Here is a 17,506-nt window from a genome sequence, read left to right on the forward strand (position 1 = left end):
GATCAGGCACCGTTGCTTGCTCCTTCGTCGCCTACGCAACGGCACCTGATCGACGGGACGGCCGCGAACCGCCGCTGCGCGGCGGCCCCTCCTCGAGGTCGGGGGTGCGGGGCTGGTTTCAGATCAATCTTCGGACAACCGGTAGCGGCAGGACGCGCAGCGCGAAGCCCAGTGGCACCCATGGCCAGCCGGGCACGTAGGCATTGGTCCGGCGCTTCTCGATCGCGGCGACCATGGCGTGCACGCCGGTTTCGGTGTCCACCATGAACTTCGGCTGATGCTTGACGCGATCGTTCATCTCCGAGCGGATGTAGCCGGGGTAGATCACCGAGACGTCCACGCCCGCAATCGCCTCCGCGCGAACCCCTTCGGCCAGCGCCGCGACGCCCGCTTTGGTCGCCGCGTAGGTGGTGAGCGTCTTGGGCATGCCGCGCAGGCCCGAGATCGAGGAGATCATCACCAGGTGGCCGCGGCCCTGCGCGCGGAAGATCTTCAGCGCCGCCTCGCTCTGGGCCAGGGCGGCAAGGAAATTCACCACCGCGGTCTCGCGATTGGCCTTGTGATGGCCGGTGCCCAACGGCGCGCCCTTACCCAGTCCCGCGTTGACGATCACACGGTCGACGGTGCCGAATTCCTCGGCGAACTCGTCGAAGACGGTGAACACCGCCGCATCGTCGGTGACATCGAGTTGCTTCACCGAGACGACGCGTTCGGGATGTTCGGCGAGGATCTGCGTGCGCAGTTCGTCGAGACGCTCGGTGCGGCGAGCACACAGGCCCAGGTCGTACCCGAGCGCGGCGAACTGGCGCGCCATCTCGGCGCCGAGCCCGGAGCTGGCGCCGGTGATCAGGATGGTGCCCCGGCTCACGACAGCGCCGGGGTTCGTCGGGGGTTGATTCGCGATTCCATGTGCCCACGCTAGCCACCACGCGGCACGGAGGTCGAGGATCGGCGACTACGTTCGCCTGGCCGATGCGCCACAGCACCGCGGTGACCCACTCCTTCGCGTGTGCGAGGGCTGCGATGCCGCCGGTGCTGTCGGCGGAGTTCAGCGGGCTGCGACCAGTCTGGCGGCGTTGGCGGCGGCGTCGTCGCCCGCTTCGTTGGCGGCCAGCTCCGCGTGGACCCGGTCGTAGTAGCGGTTGATCTCGGCGTTGGTGGTCTCCTCGTTCCAGCCGAGCAGCGGTGCGATCAGGCGGGCGACTTCCGGTGCGGCGGCCAGGCCGCGATCGGGGACCTCGATCGAGATGCGGGTGCGGCGGGTGAGGATGTCGTCGAGGTGCAGGGCGCCCTCGTGGGTGACGGCGTAGACGATCTCGGCGGCGATGTAGTCCGAGGCGCCCGGAAGCGGGTGGCGCAGGGCGGCGTCCGCGGCGATGAGGCCGAAGATATCGGTGCTCAGGGAGCCGTAGCGGCCGAGCAGGTGTTGCACCACGTCGACGGGCAACCGCTGTGACACCGACAGGTCGGTCACCTCGGCGAGCATGTCGAAGTAGCCCGCCGCGCCGACGATGGGCAACTGCGCGGTCGCCGAGGCGGGGATCTCCCCGCCCAGGCGCGCGGCGGCGGCGTCGACGACATCGGCGGCCATCACCCGGTAGGTCGTGTACTTGCCGCCCGCGATCACGAACAGGCCCGGCGCGGGTTCGGCGACGGCGTGTTCGCGCGAGAGCTTGGCGGTCTCCTTCGTGGCGCCGGTCATCAGCGGGCGAAGGCCCGCGTAGGTGCCGACGATGTCGGCCCTGGTCAGCGGCTCCCGCAGCAGCGCGTTGACGTGGTCGAGGATGTACTGCACGTCAGCGGCGGTGGCCGTCGGGTGGTTCTTGTCCAGCGCCCATTCGGTATCGGTGGTGCCGATGATCCAGTGTTCGGCCCACGGGATGACGAACAGGACCGACTTCTCGGTGCGCATGATCATGCCGGTGTGCAGGTTCAGCCGGTCGCGCGGCACGAGGATGTGCACGCCCTTCGACATCTGGACGTGGAACGGGAAGTCCACGCCGGTCATCTTGATCATGTCGTCGGTCCAGACGCCGGTCGCGCTGATCACGGTGCGGGCCCGAATGGTGTGTGTCAGACCGGTTTCCAGGTCTTCGACACGCGCGCCGACGACCTTCTCGCCGTCGCGTTCCAGCCCGATCACCTTGGTCCGGGTCAGCACCGTGGCGCCGTTCTCGGCGGCGGTCCTGGCGATCATCATCGTGTGACGGGCGTCGTCGACCTGCGCGTCGTAGTAGCGGATGGCGCCGGTCAGCGCGTCGTCACGTAGCGCGGGCGCGAGTTCCAGTGCGCCGGAACGGGTCAGGTGCTTGTGCATCGGGACCGTGCGCGCGCCACCGAGGGTGTCGTAGAGGGCGATACCGGCGCCGATGTAGGCGCGCTCCCACACCCGGTGCTGGAGCGGGAACAGGAACGGCACCGGGTGCACCAGGTGCGGTGCGAGCGTATTCAGCAGTAGTCCACGTTCTTTGAGCGCCTCGCGCACCAACGCGAAGTCCATCTGTTCCAGGTAGCGCAGGCCGCCGTGGATGAGCTTGGACGAACGGCTCGAGGTGCCTGCGGCGAAATCGCGTGCCTCGACCAGGGTTACCGACAGGCCGCGCGAGGCGGCGTCGAGCGCGGCGCCGGCGCCGGTCACGCCACCGCCGATGACCAGGACATCGACCTCGGCGGTGTCGAGCGTGCCGACAGCCTGCTCACGGTAGGTGGGGTCCAGTTGCACAGACACGATGATCTCCTTCTCGAAAGTATCGGGGGTGACTCAGATTTCGGCCCAGTCGAGCGTGCGCTCGACGGCTTTGAGCCAGCGGCGGTAGCCGTGTTCGCGTTGCTCCGCGGACCAGGTGGGGTACCAGCGGACGTCTTCGGACCAGTTGTCGAGCAGTTCGCCGGTGCCGCTCCAGAAACCGACGGCCAGTCCGGCGGCGTAGGCGGCGCCGAGCGCGGTGGTCTCGGCGACGACCGGTCGCGAGACCGGGACGCCGAGCAGGTCGGCCTGGATCTGCATGGCCAGCTGGTTCACCGTGACGCCGCCGTCCACCCGCAGCGTCGCCAGTCGGACCCCGGCGTCGCGTTGCATGGCCTCGACCACGTCGCGGGTCTGGTAGGCGATGGATTCCAGGGTGGCCCTGGCCAAGTGGGCGTTGTTGCTGTAGCGCGACAGCCCGACGACCGCGCCGCGGGCATCGGGTCGCCAGTACGGCGCGAACAGACCGGAGAAGGCAGGCACGAAGTACACGCCGCCGGAGTCGGCCACCTGCCCGGCGAGGTCTTCGATCTGCGCCGCGCCCGCGATGATGCCCATCTGGTCGCGCAACCACTGCACGGCCGACCCGGTGACCGCGATCGACCCCTCCAGCGCGTAGGCGGGCTTGTCGTCGCCGAACTGATACGCGACCGTGGTGATCAACCCGTGGTTCGAGCGCACGATCTCCGTGCCGGTGTTGAGCATCAGGAAATTGCCTGTGCCATAGGTGTTCTTGGCCTCACCGGGCTGGAAACACACCTGCCCGACGCCCGCGGCCTGCTGATCGCCGAGCACGCCCGCGATGGGCACCGAGCCTTTGAACGGGCCGTCGGGCTTCGTCGTCCCGAACAGTCGCGGATTCGCCGACGGCGCGATGGTGGGCAGCATGGCGCGCGGGATGCCGAAGATCGCGAGGAGGTCGTCGTCCCAGTCGAGGGTTTCGAGATCCATCAGCATGGTGCGCGAGGCATTGGTGGGGTCGGTGACGTGCACGCCGCCGGTGAGGTTCCAGATCAGCCAGCTGTCGAGGGTGCCGAACAGGGCGTCACCACGCTCGGCATCGGCGCGCACGCCCGCGATGTTGTCCAGAATCCACTTCAGCTTGCCGCCGGAGAAGTACGGCGCGGGCGGCAGGCCGGTCTTCTCCCGGATGAGCGCGCTGTGCCCGGCGGCGTCGAGGTCGGCGATGATGCGGTCGGTGCGGGTGTCCTGCCAGACGATGGCGTTGCCGTAGGGGCGGCCGGTGTGGCGGTTCCAGACAACGGTGGTCTCACGCTGGTTGGTGACGCCGATGGCGGCGAGGTCGTCGGCCGTGAGGTCGGCGAGCGAGAGGGCGGTCTTGACGACGGTGCGGGTGCGTTCCCAGATCTCGTCCGGATTGTGTTCGACCCAGCCGGGGCGCGGCATGATCTGCGAGTGTTCGAGCTGGTGGCGGGCGACCACGGTGCCCCTGTGGTCGAAAACCATGAATCGCGTCGACGTCGTGCCCTGGTCGATCGCGCCCACGTACCGGTTCATTTTCTCGCCTTCCCGGACCTCGTCGTCGAGTCCGCCGTTCGGGCACCTGTGCCCGAAGCCCACGCTAGGAACGCGCGGACGCGGGCACCACAAGCAGCGTTCGACAATGCTGAACGGTGGTAGGTTCGGGCCCATGCCCGGCCCGATTCAGTCGATCGAACGCGCCGCCGCCGTGCTGCGGCTGCTGGCGCGCGGACCGGGGCCGCTGGGCGTCGGCGAGATCGCGGCCGCGCTCGACCTGGCCAAGCCCACCGCGCACGGCATCCTGCGGACGCTGCTCGGGGTCGGATTCGTCGGCCAGGACGCGCTCACCGGCAAGTACCTGCTCGGCCCCGCGATCGGCGAACTCGGAACCGATCGGCTCGACGTGAACGAGTTGCGCTCGCGGGCGATCCATCGGGCCGACGCCCTCGCCTCGCGCTCCGGGGAATCGGTACGGATCGCGGTAGCGCGGGATACCGGGATCACGGTGATCCACCACGTCTTCCGGCCCGACAACAGCGAGCAGGCCCTGGCAGTCGGCGAGGTGCTGCCCGCCCATGCGACCGCACTCGGCAAGGTCCTGCTCGCCTACGACGCCGCGGCGAAAGTCGCGGCGCTCCAGGCATTCACCCGGCGGACGATCACCGAACGCGACCGACTCGACCGCGCGATCACCGAGGTGCGGCGGCGGGGCTGGGCAGACGAAGTCGAGGAGTACCGCTCGGGCGAAGCGGGGATCGCCGCGCCGATTCGAGCCAGAGGTGGCCTCGTCGTCGCTGCCATCGGCATCACCGGGCCGATGGATCGGCTGTGCGACAACCGTTTACAAACCCGACAGGCCGCGATCGAGCAGGTGCGCGCCGCCGCTCTCGCGGTGCACCGCGATCTGACGGCAGCGCAATGAACTGTGCCACCACGCTTTTCGCTGCGACAGCCCCCGTGAACAGGCGCGCCGCTACCGTGACACCCCGCACCGCCGACGAAAGCAGCTGCCGATGACGCAACGCTTCGTGCTCGCCATCGATCAGGGCACCACCTCGAGCCGGTGCATCGTCTTCGATCAGCACGCCCGGCTGGCCGGAATGGTGCAGCGGACCCACCGTCAGCATTATCCCAGGTCGGGCTGGGTGGAACAGGACGCGCTCGAGATCTGGCGGACGGTGGAGCGGATCGTGCCCGCGGCGCTGCGCGATGCCGGGATCACTGTCGAGCAGGTGGCCGCGATCGGGATCGCCAATCAGCGCGAGACCACCGTTGTCTGGGATCGGCACACCGGTTTGCCGGTTCGGCTGGCCATCGTCTGGCAGGACGTACGCACCGAAGAGCTGGTCGATCAGATGAGGGAATTTCCTGGAGCACACCGCATTACCGAGTTGAGCGGGCTTCCCCTTGCCACGTATTTCGCCGCACCTCGCCTGCGCTGGCTACTCGACAATGTCGACGGTCTGCGCGCCAGAGCCGAACGCGGCGACGTTCTCTTCGGGACCATGGAGTCCTGGCTCATCTGGAATCTGACCGGCGGCGCCGAGCACGTCACCGACGTCACCAACGCCGGCCGCACCCTGTTGATGAATCTCGCCACCCGCCAGTGGGACGCGGAACTGCTGCGGTTCTTCGACATTCCGCCCGCCATGCTCCCCCGCATCGAACCGTCGACCGGCGATTTCGGCACGGCGAGTACCGTCGTCCCCGGCGTGCGGATCGGCGCCGCCCTCGGCGACCAGCACGCGGCCCTGTTCGGCCAGACCTGCTTCGCCCCGGGCGAAACCGAATGCACCTACGGCACCGGCGGCTTCCTCATGATGAACACCGGCACCGAATTGATCCGCTCCCGGCACGGCCTGCTCACCACCATCGGCTACCAGGTCGGCCCCGAACCGGTCTACGCCCTCGAAGGGCCGATCGCGGTCACCGGATCTCTCGTCCAGTGGCTGCGCGACATCGTCGGCCTGATTGCCACCGCACCCGAGATCGAAACTCTCGCAAGCACAGTCGACGACAACGGCGGCTGCTACCTGGTCCCCGCCTTCTCCGGCCTCTACGCCCCGCACTGGCGCAGCGACGCCCGAGGCCTGCTCATCGGCCTGACCTCCTACGTCACCAAGGGCCACCTGGCCCGCGCCGTCCTGGAGGCCACCGCCTGGCAGACCCGCGACGTGGTCGAAGCCATGAACGCCGACGCGGGTCTCCAGGCGAAGTCCCTGCGGGTAGCAGGCGGCATGGCCTCCAACAACCTGCTCATGCAGATCATCGCCGACGTCCTCGACACGCCGGTCATGCGCCCGCTGGTCACCGAAACCGTCTCCCTCGGCGCCGCCTACGCGGCGGGCCTGGCCGTCGGCTACTGGCCCGATCTCCAAGGCCTACGCCGCAATTGGAAGGTCGCCGCCCAATGGATACCGTCGCCGGACCGTCGAATACGCGAGGAAGAATACGAACGCTGGCAACGAGCCGTCCAACTCAGCGTCGGCTGGGCCCGGCCCGCCGACTGAACCGCCGAGGTAGAGACAACTCGCGCGTCAGCCGAAGAGTTCGTCGGTACGAGTGGCGGTGACCGCCTGCGTCAACCACGCGTCGAGCTGGTCGAGGTCGGTACACGCGGCGAGCTGCGCCCGCTGCGCGGCGGACAGCTCGAGCCCGCGGGCAGTCAGCACGGTGAGCACCGCGTGCGCAGCAGTCTCGGCGACCTTCGCGTCCACCTCCGCGAGCCCCTCCTCGCGCCCCTTCGCCATGTACTTGGTAGCGATGCGGCCGCGATATTGAGGCGTGCTCTCCATCAGTTCCTCCAAGCGTCGGCTTGCTGCGACGGTCAACGCGTCGTCGACCAGATCAAGATACATTTTGGCATGTTCATCGTCGGTTTTCATCAGCCCGGCCAGGAACGCGGCAAGGACTTCCTCCATATGCGGACCTGCGCCGTGGGCGATCGCCGACAGCGTCGCGCGCTCGGGGCACTTTCCGGCCTCGACCGGATCGGTGACGACAGGGAAACGGTCCGGGCCCAGCACCAGCGGTTGGATGACCGATCCGACCGTATCGAGCTCGATCGGCTGCTCGGCCCACTTCGCGACTGCTCTGCTGGGCGTCACCACCAACAGCACTACCGGGCAACACAGCCGCGATCGCAGGGTGGTCAGGTAGACCGGCCATTTCCAGCGACGCACGTCCGCCTTGGACAACTGCACCTCGACGCACACACCGAGTACCGGGATGTCCCGATCGTCGTGGGTGCTGAGGGCCAAGTCACCGCGGAACTCCTTGGGTCCGACGTCAGTGAAGTCGCACGGCTCAGCCCGCATCTGCGACAAGCCGGGCAGCGGGATCCTGAACTCCTCAGCCAGCAGAGACGGAGCCAGCAAGAGATCCGTGCGGAACAGGTCAAGCAAACCCTCGTGCAGGTGGCTCGGCATGTGGGCAACGTATGACGAAGTACGCAAGGGCACCAATCGGTTACGGCGTGTTATGCGCCGACCGGCGTTGCAGGAAAACCGTGAGGGTGAACAGGAGGACACCGGCGACGGCCAGGAGCGCGCCGACCATGGCGGGGGCGGTGTAGCCGAGGCCCGCGGCGATGACGAGGCCGCCGAGCCAGGCGCCCGCGGCGTTGGCCATGTTCAAGGCGGCGTGGTTGAGGGCGGCGGCGAGGGTTTGGGCGTCGGCGGCTACGTCCATGAGGCGGGTTTGGAGGCCGGGGGCCAGGGCCGCGCCCGAGGCGCCGACGAGGAAGGCGCCGATCGCGGCGGTGACGGGGTTGTGCGCCGCCAGGACGAACCCGGCCAGGATCACGACCATCGCGATCATGGCCACGAAGATCGAGCGGTCGACGCCGCGGTCGGCGAGGATGCCGCCGCCGATATTGCCCACGATCATGCCGAGACCGAACAGCGCCAGCACGATCGGCACCGCGCCGATGGGCATGCCCGCGACATCGGTCATCGTGGTGGCGATGTAGGTGTAGACCGCGAACATGCCGCCGAAGCCGATCGCGCCCACAGCCAGGGTGAGCAGCACCTGCGGGCGTCGCAGCGCCCCGAGTTCGGTTATCGGGTTGGTGATCTTCATGCTGGTCAGCGCGGGGACATAGCGCCACAGAGCGGCCACCGTGGCCACGCCGATCACGGCGACGACCACATAGGCGTCACGCCAGCCCAGGTGCTGACCGAGCCAGGTCGCGCCGGGCACCCCGATCACATTCGCCACGCTGAGCCCGAGCATCACCGCGGCCACGGCCTTGGCTCGCTGCCCCACGGGCGCGAGCGTGGCGGCGGCCAGCGAGGCGACGCCGAAGTACGCGCCGTGCGGCAGACCGGACACGAACCGCGCGAGCACGAGCGTGCCGAAGGTCGGCGCGAGCACGGTCCCGATATTGCCGAGCGTGAACGCGACCATCAACACGATCAGCAACTTCTTGCGCGCCACCCGCGCGCACAACGCGGCGATCAGCGGCGCACCGACCACGACCCCCAGCGCGTACGCCGACACCGCGTGCCCGGCCGACGGCTCGGAGATATCGAAGGCCCGCGCGATATCGGGCAGCAACCCCATGGTCACGAACTCGGTGGTCCCGATCCCGAATCCACCCAGCGCCAACGCGAGCATCGCCGGGACATGCCAGCTGGTGCGTGGCACGTCGAGGCGATCGGGGGCTGCGATGGAAGAAGTCACGCTTCCATGCAACGGGCACGACTACCCATTAGCTACCCGAAACGAGCGTGAGTTACCCCACCGTGGGAACAACCGCCGGGTACGGACGCAAAAGCGCTCGCATCGGATTCGATGCGAGCGCTTTCTCACAGCCGTGCAGGTTCGCGGTTGCGAACCGGGGCTATCTCACTTCAGAGCGCGAGCCAGGTTGACGTCCAGCGCGCCGAGGAATTCCTCGGTGCTCAGGTAACCCTGGTCGCCGCCGACGAGCGCGGCGAGGTCCTTCGTCATCTGACCACCCTCGACGGTCTTGATGACCACGTCCTCGAGCGCCTGCGCGAAGCCGATCACCTCGGGGGTGTTGTCCAGCTTGCCGCGGTGTTCGAGGCCACGGGTCCAGGCGAAGATCGACGCGATCGGGTTGGTCGAGGTGGGCTTGCCCTGCTGGTGCTGACGGTAGTGCCGGGTGACCGTGCCGTGCGCGGCCTCGGCCTCACAGGTCTTGCCGTCCGGGGTGAGCAGCACCGAGGTCATCAGGCCGAGCGAGCCGAAGCCCTGGGCCACGGTGTCGGACTGCACGTCGCCGTCGTAGTTCTTGCAGGCCCAGACGTAGCCGCCCTCCCATTTCATGGAGGAGGCGACCATGTCGTCGATCAGGCGGTGCTCGTAGGTGAGGCCCGCCGCGTCGAACTCGGCCTTGAACTCGGCGTCGAAGACTTCCTGGAAGGTGTCTTTGAACATGCCGTCGTAAGCCTTGAGGATGGTGTTCTTCGTGGAGAGGTACACCGGGTAGTTCTGCTGCAGGCCGTAGTTGAACGAGGCCCGCGCGAAGTCCTCGATGGACTTCTTGAAGTTGTACATACCCATGACGACGCCGCCGTCCTCGGGCATCTTCACGACCTCGTGGATGATCGGCTCGCTGCCGTCTTCCGGGGTGAAGGTCAGCGTGACGGTGCCCGCCTCGTAGACCTTGAAGTCGGTGGCGCGGTACTGGTCGCCGAAGGCGTGACGGCCGATGATGATCGGCTTGGTCCAGCCGGGCACCAGCCGGGGCACGTTGGAGATGATGATCGGCGCGCGGAAGATGGTGCCACCCAGAATGTTACGGATGGTGCCGTTGGGCGAGCGCCACATCTTCTTGAGGCCGAACTCTTTCACCCGCGCTTCGTCGGGGGTGATGGTGGCGCATTTCACGCCGACGCCGTACTTCTTGATGGCATTGGCCGCGTCGACGGTGACCTGGTCGTCTGTCTTGTCGCGGTACTCGATGCCGAGGTCGTAGTACTCGAGGTTCACGTCGAGATAGGGATGGATCAGCTTGTCCTTGATGAACTGCCAGATGATCCGGGTCATCTCGTCGCCGTCGAGTTCTACAACGGTGCCTTCAACCTTGATCTTGGACATGGATCTTCGTGTCCTCCTCGGTGGGTGCCCTTATTGCACGGCTAGGCGAACACGCTTGTGAGCGGACCCCAGCAGTTCCAACAGACAACGTATATGCCCCGCGTTGTCTGCGGGACGTGTGGTGCAAACAAGACGAGCGTACTGCTGTCCCCCACCTCACCGCGACGGGAGGCCCCACTGTGCGGGACAGCCCTCCCGGCCCGCCTGTCATCACCCGATCGGGCCTTGACCGGCTACTGAGTGGTAACAAGAGGCCCGCGCCGTAGCGCGGGCCTCGTCGAGAAGGTCAGACCGCGACGGGTATCGCGGCCGCGTGTTCGTCGCCTTCGATCAGGTTCTCCGGCTTGTCGCGGATCATCACCGCGATCACCACGGCGGCGGCGAGGAAGAAGCCGGCGCCGATATAGAACGCGACGTCATAGCTGTAGATCGAGGCGCGTTCGATCAGGTGGTCGACGGTCGGGTTGTCGGTGACGTAGTTCTCGGCGGCCTGCACCGACAGGGTGGTCAGCAGGGCGGTGCCGACGGCGCCGCCGACCTGTTGGGCGGCATTGAGCAGGGCACTCGCGACACCGGAGTCCTCGGCATCGACCTGATGCAGGGCCACGGCCTGCATCCCGACGAACAGCGGGCCCATCCCGAGCGCCATCAACAGCTGCGCGGGCAGCACGCTCAGCGCGTACCCGTCGCCGTAGCTCAGTTGTGCCAACCACAGCAGTCCCACGACGCCGAGCAGCGCGCCGACCACCATGAGCGGACGCGGCCCGAACTTGGGCATCAACGAACTGGTGATGCCCGCCGCGATCCCGATGCCCACGGGGAACGGCAGGAACGCGATCCCGGCCTTCAGCGGCGAATACCCCAGGGTGTTCTGGTAGTAGAAGCTCAGGAACAAGAACATGGCGAACATCGCGATCGGGATCAGCAGCGCGGCCAGCAAAGCGCCGCCGCGATTGATCTCACCCGGAATTCGCAGTGGCAGCAGCGGGTTCGCCGAGCGTGCCTCGATGAAGACGAACGCGATGAGCAAGGCGAAGCCGGCCCCGAGCAGGCCGAGGGTGCTACCCGCCAGCCAACCGTGTTCGGCGGCGCGACTGAATCCGTAGACGATCGACACCAAGCCGAATGTCACGGTGACGGCGCCGGGCAGGTCGTAGCCGCCGGTTCTGGGCACCGGGATATCGCGCGCGATCACCGCCACCGCACCGGCTACCGCGATGAGCGCGATCGGCGTGTTCATCAGCAGCGTCCACCGCCACGACGCGAATTCGGTGAGCGCGCCGCCGACGATCAGCCCGAATGCGATGCCACCGGCGGTGATGCCGGCGAACACCGCGAACGCGCGGGCCCGTTCCTGCACATCGGTGAAGATCACCGACAACAGCGACAAGGCCGCGGGGGCGAGCAGCGCGGCGAACGCACCCTGCAGACCTCGGCCGACGAACAACTGCGGACCGGTCTGCGCGAGCCCCGCCAGCGCCGACGCGGCGGCGAAGCCGACCAGGCCGACCAGGAAGATCCGGCGCCGGCCCAGGTAGTCGGCCATCCGCCCGCCGAGCAGCAGTAGCCCGCCGAAGATGAGTGTGTACGCGGTGAGCGCCCACTGTTTGTCGCCGTCGCTGATCCCCAGGTCACGCTGGGCATAGGGCAGGGCGATCGTGATCACGGTGGCGTCGAGCACCACCATCAGCTGGGCGGCGGAGAGCACGACCAGCGCCCACCACCGCATCGAACTCTGTTGGGAATCAACATGTTTCGTTTCTATCTCGGTGCTGGTCACCAGGACTCCTCGTCACTCGATCAGTGTGGACCAATCCTGGCACTGTGAGACAATTGGCGTCAAGAGAAAAATGTCTGACTGCGCCAATTGGCCTAGTTGGACAGATAAAGCGGCCGACACGGTAGGCTGGTCAAATGCTGGACTCGACCACTCCGATCAGCGCCGACCGGACGACCGAACCGGCTGCCGGCGCGCCACTGGGCCTGCGCGAGCGCAAGAAACTCCAGACCAAGGCCGCGATCGTGGCGGTCGGACTCGACCTGTGCGACAGCCAAGGGTTCGACGCGACGACGGTCGAGCAGATCGCCGCGGGTGCCGATGTGTCCCCACGCACCGTCAACCGGTACTTCGCGCTCAAGGAAGACATCGTGCTGGCCCCGATCGACGACTTCGGGGTCTCCGTCGCCGTCGCGCTGCGCTCCCAGCCGAACACCGGCAACGAACTCCAGGCACTGTGCGGCGCCTACCTGGAGGTGGTCCAGGCCGAGGCGGATGCGGACGGTATCCGGTTCATCCGTCAGTTCCTGCAGATGCAGCGGATCATGCGCACCAGCCAGTCGGTCAACGCGCGCGCGCTGGAATACGCGGAGAAGAAGAACGTCGCGGTGTGCACCGAGCTCGCGCAGCGGATGGGCACGTCACCGGAGGACTTCACGGTGAAGCTGGTGGCCGGGATCTGGCAGATGCTGTGCCATCTCTCGGTCGCCGATACCGAACAGGCACTGCTGAGCGGGTCACCGACGGTAGCCGTTCGGGTCACGCGCGACGCCGTGCTGCGCGCCTACCACGGCTTGCGGCAGGTCTGTGGCGCACCGGTGGACGACACGCCAGGCTTCGGCACACCGTCCGGCGAGTGATCTTCGGCGGGAAATGCGGGGGAAGTTTCCGCCCGCGGGAGATCTCCGGTTAACATGACGGCAAGGTCATGAGTACCAGCGCCAAGCCCCGGCTCGCTGGTCGGCAACCCTCCAGCTGCGGTGGGGTGCTCCGGGTGATGACCGGGCTCTCGAAAGTCGAGAGCAAGCGCGCACTGCAGGAGGCCCCCATGTGTTGTTGCCAGTCGATCCGACCCAGTTGACGAGATCCCCCGGCTGACACCCATTTGGAGCACGACATGACTGACTCTTCCCTGCCCGAGAACTGGTCCTTCGAGACCAAGCAGGTCCACGCGGGCCAAGCTCCCGACGCGAGCACCAACGCGCGGGCGCTGCCGATCTACCAGACCACTTCCTACACCTTCCGCGACACCGATCACGCCGCCGCGCTGTTCGGTCTCGCCGAGCCGGGCAACATCTACACCCGGATCATGAACCCCACCCAGGACGCGGTGGAGCAGCGCGTGGCCGCGCTCGAAGGTGGCGTCGCGGCGCTGCTGCTGGCCTCGGGCCAGGCCGCGGAGACCTACGCGATCCTGAACCTGGCGAGCGCGGGCGACCACATCGTGTCCAGCCCGCACCTCTACGGCGGCACCTACAACCTCTTCCACTACTCGCTGCCCAAGCTGGGAATCACGGTCTCGTTCGTCGAGGATCCCGATGACCTCGCGCAGTGGGAAGCCGCGATCCAGCCGAACACCAAGGCGTTCTACGGCGAGACCATCGCCAACCCGAGCAGCGCGGTGTTCGACATCCCCGGCATCGCCGGTGTCGCGCACGCGAACGGCCTTCCGCTGATCGTGGACAACACCGTCGCGACCCCCTACCTGATCCAGCCGCTGGCCCACGGCGCCGACATCGTCGTGCATTCGGCGACGAAGTACCTGGGTGGGCACGGTGCGGCCGTGGCGGGCGTGATCGTCGACGGCGGCACCTTCGACTGGACGGTGCGCGACGCCGACGGCAACGCGCGCTTCCCCGGCTTCACCGAGCCCGACCCCAGCTACCACGGTGCGGTGTTCGCCGATCTGGGCGCGCCCGCGTTCGCGCTGAAGGCTCGCGTGCAGTTGCTGCGCGATCTGGGTGCCGCGGTCTCGCCGTTCAACGCGTTCCTCATCGCCCAGGGCATCGAGACGCTGAGCCTGCGGGTCGAACGGCATGTCAGCAATGCCGAGGCGGTCGCGAAGTTCGTCGCCGAGCAGCCGGGCGTCGACGCGGTGTTCTACGCGGGCCTCGAGTCCTCGCCCTGGTACGCGCGAGCCAAGGAGCTGGCGCCCAAGGGCGCGGGCGCGATCGTGGCGTTCGAGCTGGCAGGCGGCGTCGACGCGGGCAAGAAGTTCGTGGACGCGCTCAGCCTGCACAGCCATGTAGCTAACATCGGTGATGTGCGTTCACTCGTGATTCACCCGGCGTCGACCACGCACTCGCAGTTGACGCCCGAAGAGCAGCTGGCGGCCGGCGTCACCCCCGGCCTGGTCAGGCTCGCGGTGGGCATCGAGGGAATCGACGACATTCTGGCCGATCTGCGGGCCGGGTTCGCGGCGGCGACGACGTGACTGTGAGCACCGAATCGCCGATCGCCCGACCAGGAACCGGGGTGGCCCTGCTGCCGCCGCCGGACGGGCGCGTCGGCCTGGTCGCCATCGGGGATGTGGCGCTGGAGAACGGCGCCGTCGTCCCCGATGTGCGGCTGGCGGTGCAACGCTGGGGCGAGCTCTCGCCCACCCTGGACAACGTGGTGCTCGTCGAACACGCGCTCACCGGCGACTCCCATGTCGTCGGTGGGCCCGACGGGGCGCCCGGCTGGTGGGAGGGCATGGTCGGGCCCGGCGCGCCGATCGACACCGACGAGTGGTGTGTGATCGCGACCAACGTGCTGGGCGGCTGCAAGGGCAGCACCGGCCCGTCCTCACTCGCCTCCGACGGAAAGCCATGGGGCGCGCGGTTTCCCGAGCTGAACATCCGTGACCAGGTGAAAGCCGAAGCGCAGTTGTTCGAGGTGCTCGGGATCGAGCGGCTCGGCGCTGTCGTCGGCGGCTCGATGGGCGGCATGCGGGTGCTCGAGTGGATCATCGGCCTGCCCGAGCGGGTTTCAGCCGCGCTCGTGCTGGCCGTGGGCGCCCGTGCCACCGCCGACCAGATCGGCACCCAGACCACCCAGATGGCCGTCATCACGGCCGATCCCGACTGGCAGGGCGGCGACTATCACGGCACCGGTCGCGCGCCGATGACCGGCATGGGCCTGGCCCGGCGGATCGCGCACCTGACCTACCGCACCGAGGGCGAACTCGATCACCGCTTCGCCAACAAGGCACAGGGCGACGAGGACCCGTGGACCGGTGGACGGTACGCGGTGCAGAGCTACCTCGAGCACCAGGCCGACAAGCTGTGTTCGCGCTTCGATCCGGCCACCTATGTACTGCTCAGCGAGGCCATGAACCGCCACGACGTGGGGCGCGGGCGCGGCGGCGTCGCCGCCGCGCTGGCCTCCACCGCGGTGCCGTGCGTGGTCGGCGGAGTCGACTCGGATCGCCTGTACCCCCTGCACACCCAGGCCGAGCTGGCCGAAGGACTGCCGGGCTGCGCGGGTCTCGAGATCGTGCACTCCCGCGACGGGCACGACGGGTTCCTCACCGAGGCGGCCGCCGTGTCGAAGCTGCTCACCGAGACGATGCGCTTGGCGCGGGAGAACCGCTGAGCCGTCAGGGCCCGGTCAGCAGAGTGACGATCGAGCGAACGTAGGCCTGAAGTCGTTCGCGCGGATACTCTTCCGGCTCGCTGACCCCCAGTCGACCGAGCATTTCGGCGATGGTGAGGGTCGAGTTCGCGAGTAGCCCGGCATCCATGCCCGACCATCGCGGCAGCACGGAGATGCCCATGCGGACAAGCGATTCCGCGCGCTCCAAGATTTCGGCGCGCGAAGCACGAAGCGCCGCACGGTATTCGTCGGGCGCACTCGCCGGGGTGGCGAGGATCAGCCGCCAGCGGGTCGGATTCGCCAGTGCCACACCGACGAACGCTTCGACGGTCGCCGAGGCGGCGGCCAACGGATCGGCGCCGAGCAGGTCTTCGGGCAGCGTGTCGGCGATCTGATCCAGTCCGCGTTCCCGTTCGCGTTCCAGCAGCGCTTCGACGAGTTCGGCGCGGGTCTTGAACACCGTGTACAGCACAGGTTTTCCGACGCCCGCCTCCTGCGCGACGGCCTCCATGCTCAACTCGTGCAGTTCCATCCGGCCCAGGACCGTGAACGCGGCGTCGAGAAGTTGCGCGCGGCGCTGCTCCGGCGGCAGGCGCGGCGCATAGCGGCGTCGAGGTCGCTGCTCCTGCGTCGAGGTCACCGCCCACCTGCCTTTCGCTCGCCGACGATACCCGCCGACCCTGTCGGTACAAATCCTACGCAACCGTTGTATTCACGTCGAGCCATTGCTACGGTGGTGTTGTATTCAATTGTTTCTCGCACTGCAAAGGGGCATGTGCAATGGCTTTCGATGCGTCGACTCTGCGTCGCGACGACTACGGCTTCTTCGGGCCGGATTCCCCCACCTGGAAGGTGTGGGCGGCGCCGACCGCGCTGATCGGATTCCAGCGCGCGGTCACCCTCGAGCACTTCGATCCGTTCCTGACCGCCGCGGTCGCCGATTCACACGGGATCTACGACAATCCCGCCACCCGCCTCGACCACACGCTGTCCTACTTCCTGCTGGTCGCGCTCGGTGACGGCCGCACCGCCACCCAGGCATCCGAACACCTGATGAAGGTGCACGCGCCGATGACGGGCATCGAACCGATCAGCGGCAAGCGCTACAGCGCCAACAACCCCGACTCCCAGCTGTGGATCCATGTCACCGGGTGGCATTCGGTACTCAAGGCCTACGAGATGTTCGGCCCCGGCCCGCTGAGTCCCGCCGAGGAGGACCGGTACTGGGCCGAATGCGTGATCGCCGCCGAACTGCAGACCTGTAAGCCCGCGGATGTACCGCGCAATCGGGCCGAGGTGCGCGCCTACTTCGAACGCGTCCGGCCGCAGTTGTGCGTCAGCGAGCGGGCCGTGGAGGCCATGCACTTTCTGCTGTGGCCGTCGGTGAGCAAAGGCATGACGTTCGCCGCCGGTGGTCGGGTGCTGTCGCTGGCGACGATCTCGACGCTGCCTGCCTGGATGCGCGAGCTCGGCCGATTCGACATGCCCCGCGTTGTCGATGCCTCCGTGCGTGTCCCGGGGAAGGCGATCGTCTGGGCGGCCGCACGTCGCGGCAATCGTGGGCTGATCATGGCTGCCCCGTACGTCGCGAAGATGACCGGACAGATCCTGGCTGCCCACGAGCGCACCGCGCCACCGCGAACCCGGGCGACGATCAGCCCGGGCGATGCTCGCGCGCTCTACGGCAGCAACGGCACCCGCAGCCTGTGGGACAAGACCTCCGCCTGAACCCTGAACCAGAACCGGGCGCGGCGAACGACGCCCCCGGAGGAGGTACAGCGCTCGACCCCGGTGATGTTAGTGGGGTGCAGGAAAACGAAGTAGGAGACCACCAGGGTGACGGCCACCCCCAACCACCG

At 67.7% G+C, this 17,506-nt stretch carries 14 protein-coding genes and 1 riboswitch; of the genes, 6 read left to right on the forward strand and 8 right to left on the reverse strand.

The window, feature by feature from the left end; translation table 11 throughout:
• Positions 1–118: 118 nt before the first annotated feature.
• The 3 genes from ACWFRF_RS33460 to glpK (ACWFRF_RS33470) all read right to left on the reverse strand — a co-directional run bounded on the left by ACWFRF_RS33460 (position 119) and on the right by glpK (ACWFRF_RS33470) (position 4,264).
• Positions 119–868 carry an SDR family oxidoreductase gene (locus ACWFRF_RS33460; RefSeq protein WP_452454119.1) on the reverse strand — a complete coding sequence of 250 codons (750 nt, stop codon included), beginning with the start codon at positions 866–868 and terminating at the stop codon, positions 119–121.
• Positions 869–1,048: 180 nt separating this feature from the next.
• The gene (glpD, locus tag ACWFRF_RS33465; protein ID WP_387448784.1) at positions 1,049–2,728 is read right to left on the reverse strand and encodes a glycerol-3-phosphate dehydrogenase; all 1,680 of its coding nucleotides are present in this window, start codon (positions 2,726–2,728) and stop codon (positions 1,049–1,051) included.
• Positions 2,729–2,761: 33 nt separating this feature from the next.
• Positions 2,762–4,264: a glycerol kinase GlpK gene (gene glpK / locus ACWFRF_RS33470; protein ID WP_452454121.1), complete on the reverse strand. Its 1,503-nt coding sequence runs from the start codon at positions 4,262–4,264 to the stop codon at positions 2,762–2,764.
• A 133-nt stretch (positions 4,265–4,397) separates the two neighbouring features.
• Between glpK (ACWFRF_RS33470) and ACWFRF_RS33475 the strand changes: the two genes are divergently transcribed.
• Together ACWFRF_RS33475 and glpK (ACWFRF_RS33480) are read left to right on the forward strand one after the other, a co-directional pair.
• Positions 4,398–5,150 carry an IclR family transcriptional regulator gene (locus ACWFRF_RS33475; protein WP_379315243.1) on the forward strand — a complete coding sequence of 251 codons (753 nt, stop codon included), beginning with the start codon at positions 4,398–4,400 and terminating at the stop codon, positions 5,148–5,150.
• A 91-nt stretch (positions 5,151–5,241) separates the two neighbouring features.
• Complete coding sequence (gene glpK / locus ACWFRF_RS33480; protein WP_452454123.1) at positions 5,242–6,738, forward strand: glycerol kinase GlpK; 1,497 nt, start codon at positions 5,242–5,244, stop codon at positions 6,736–6,738.
• A gap of 27 nt (positions 6,739–6,765) precedes the next feature.
• Here the strand turns inward: glpK (ACWFRF_RS33480) and ACWFRF_RS33485 are convergent, their stop codons facing one another.
• The 4 genes from ACWFRF_RS33485 to ACWFRF_RS33500 form a co-directional block, all read right to left on the reverse strand.
• On the reverse strand, positions 6,766–7,656 hold the full coding sequence (locus tag ACWFRF_RS33485; RefSeq protein ID WP_379315245.1) for a hypothetical protein: 891 nt from the start codon (positions 7,654–7,656) through the stop codon (positions 6,766–6,768).
• A gap of 40 nt (positions 7,657–7,696) precedes the next feature.
• On the reverse strand, positions 7,697–8,845 hold the full coding sequence (locus ACWFRF_RS33490; RefSeq protein ID WP_379315246.1) for an MFS transporter: 1,149 nt from the start codon (positions 8,843–8,845) through the stop codon (positions 7,697–7,699).
• Between the two features lie 231 nt (positions 8,846–9,076).
• Complete coding sequence (locus ACWFRF_RS33495; protein ID WP_067447965.1) at positions 9,077–10,294, reverse strand: NADP-dependent isocitrate dehydrogenase; 1,218 nt, start codon at positions 10,292–10,294, stop codon at positions 9,077–9,079.
• 286 nt (positions 10,295–10,580) lie between these two features.
• Positions 10,581–12,074, reverse strand: coding sequence for an MFS transporter (locus ACWFRF_RS33500; RefSeq protein ID WP_378996972.1), 1,494 nt, complete (start codon positions 12,072–12,074; stop codon positions 10,581–10,583).
• Between the two features lie 134 nt (positions 12,075–12,208).
• On the opposite strand from ACWFRF_RS33500, the gene ACWFRF_RS33505 reads away from it, so the two are divergent.
• The 3 genes from ACWFRF_RS33505 to metX all read left to right on the forward strand — a co-directional run bounded on the left by ACWFRF_RS33505 (position 12,209) and on the right by metX (position 15,647).
• Positions 12,209–12,931 carry a TetR family transcriptional regulator gene (locus ACWFRF_RS33505; protein WP_379314511.1) on the forward strand — a complete coding sequence of 241 codons (723 nt, stop codon included), beginning with the start codon at positions 12,209–12,211 and terminating at the stop codon, positions 12,929–12,931.
• Between the two features lie 64 nt (positions 12,932–12,995).
• Positions 12,996–13,106: riboswitch (SAM riboswitch) on the forward strand.
• A gap of 82 nt (positions 13,107–13,188) precedes the next feature.
• Entirely contained in the window at positions 13,189–14,505 is a 1,317-nt protein-coding gene (locus ACWFRF_RS33510) for a bifunctional o-acetylhomoserine/o-acetylserine sulfhydrylase (RefSeq protein WP_449972156.1), read from the forward strand.
• The gene (metX, locus tag ACWFRF_RS33515; RefSeq protein WP_378996978.1) at positions 14,502–15,647 is read left to right on the forward strand and encodes a homoserine O-acetyltransferase MetX; all 1,146 of its coding nucleotides are present in this window, start codon (positions 14,502–14,504) and stop codon (positions 15,645–15,647) included. The genes ACWFRF_RS33510 and metX overlap by 4 nt, the downstream gene beginning before the upstream one ends.
• Before the next feature lie 4 nt (positions 15,648–15,651).
• Here the strand turns inward: metX and ACWFRF_RS33520 are convergent, their stop codons facing one another.
• Positions 15,652–16,287, reverse strand: a complete 636-nt coding sequence (locus ACWFRF_RS33520; RefSeq protein ID WP_378996980.1) for a TetR/AcrR family transcriptional regulator — start codon at positions 16,285–16,287, stop codon at positions 15,652–15,654.
• Between the two features lie 140 nt (positions 16,288–16,427).
• Here ACWFRF_RS33520 and ACWFRF_RS33525 point away from each other — a divergent pair, with 140 nt between their 5' ends.
• The gene (locus ACWFRF_RS33525; RefSeq protein ID WP_379314509.1) at positions 16,428–17,375 is read left to right on the forward strand and encodes an oxygenase MpaB family protein; all 948 of its coding nucleotides are present in this window, start codon (positions 16,428–16,430) and stop codon (positions 17,373–17,375) included.
• Positions 17,376–17,506 lie beyond the last annotated feature (131 nt).

Source organism: Nocardia sp. NPDC055165, from assembly GCF_053606985.1.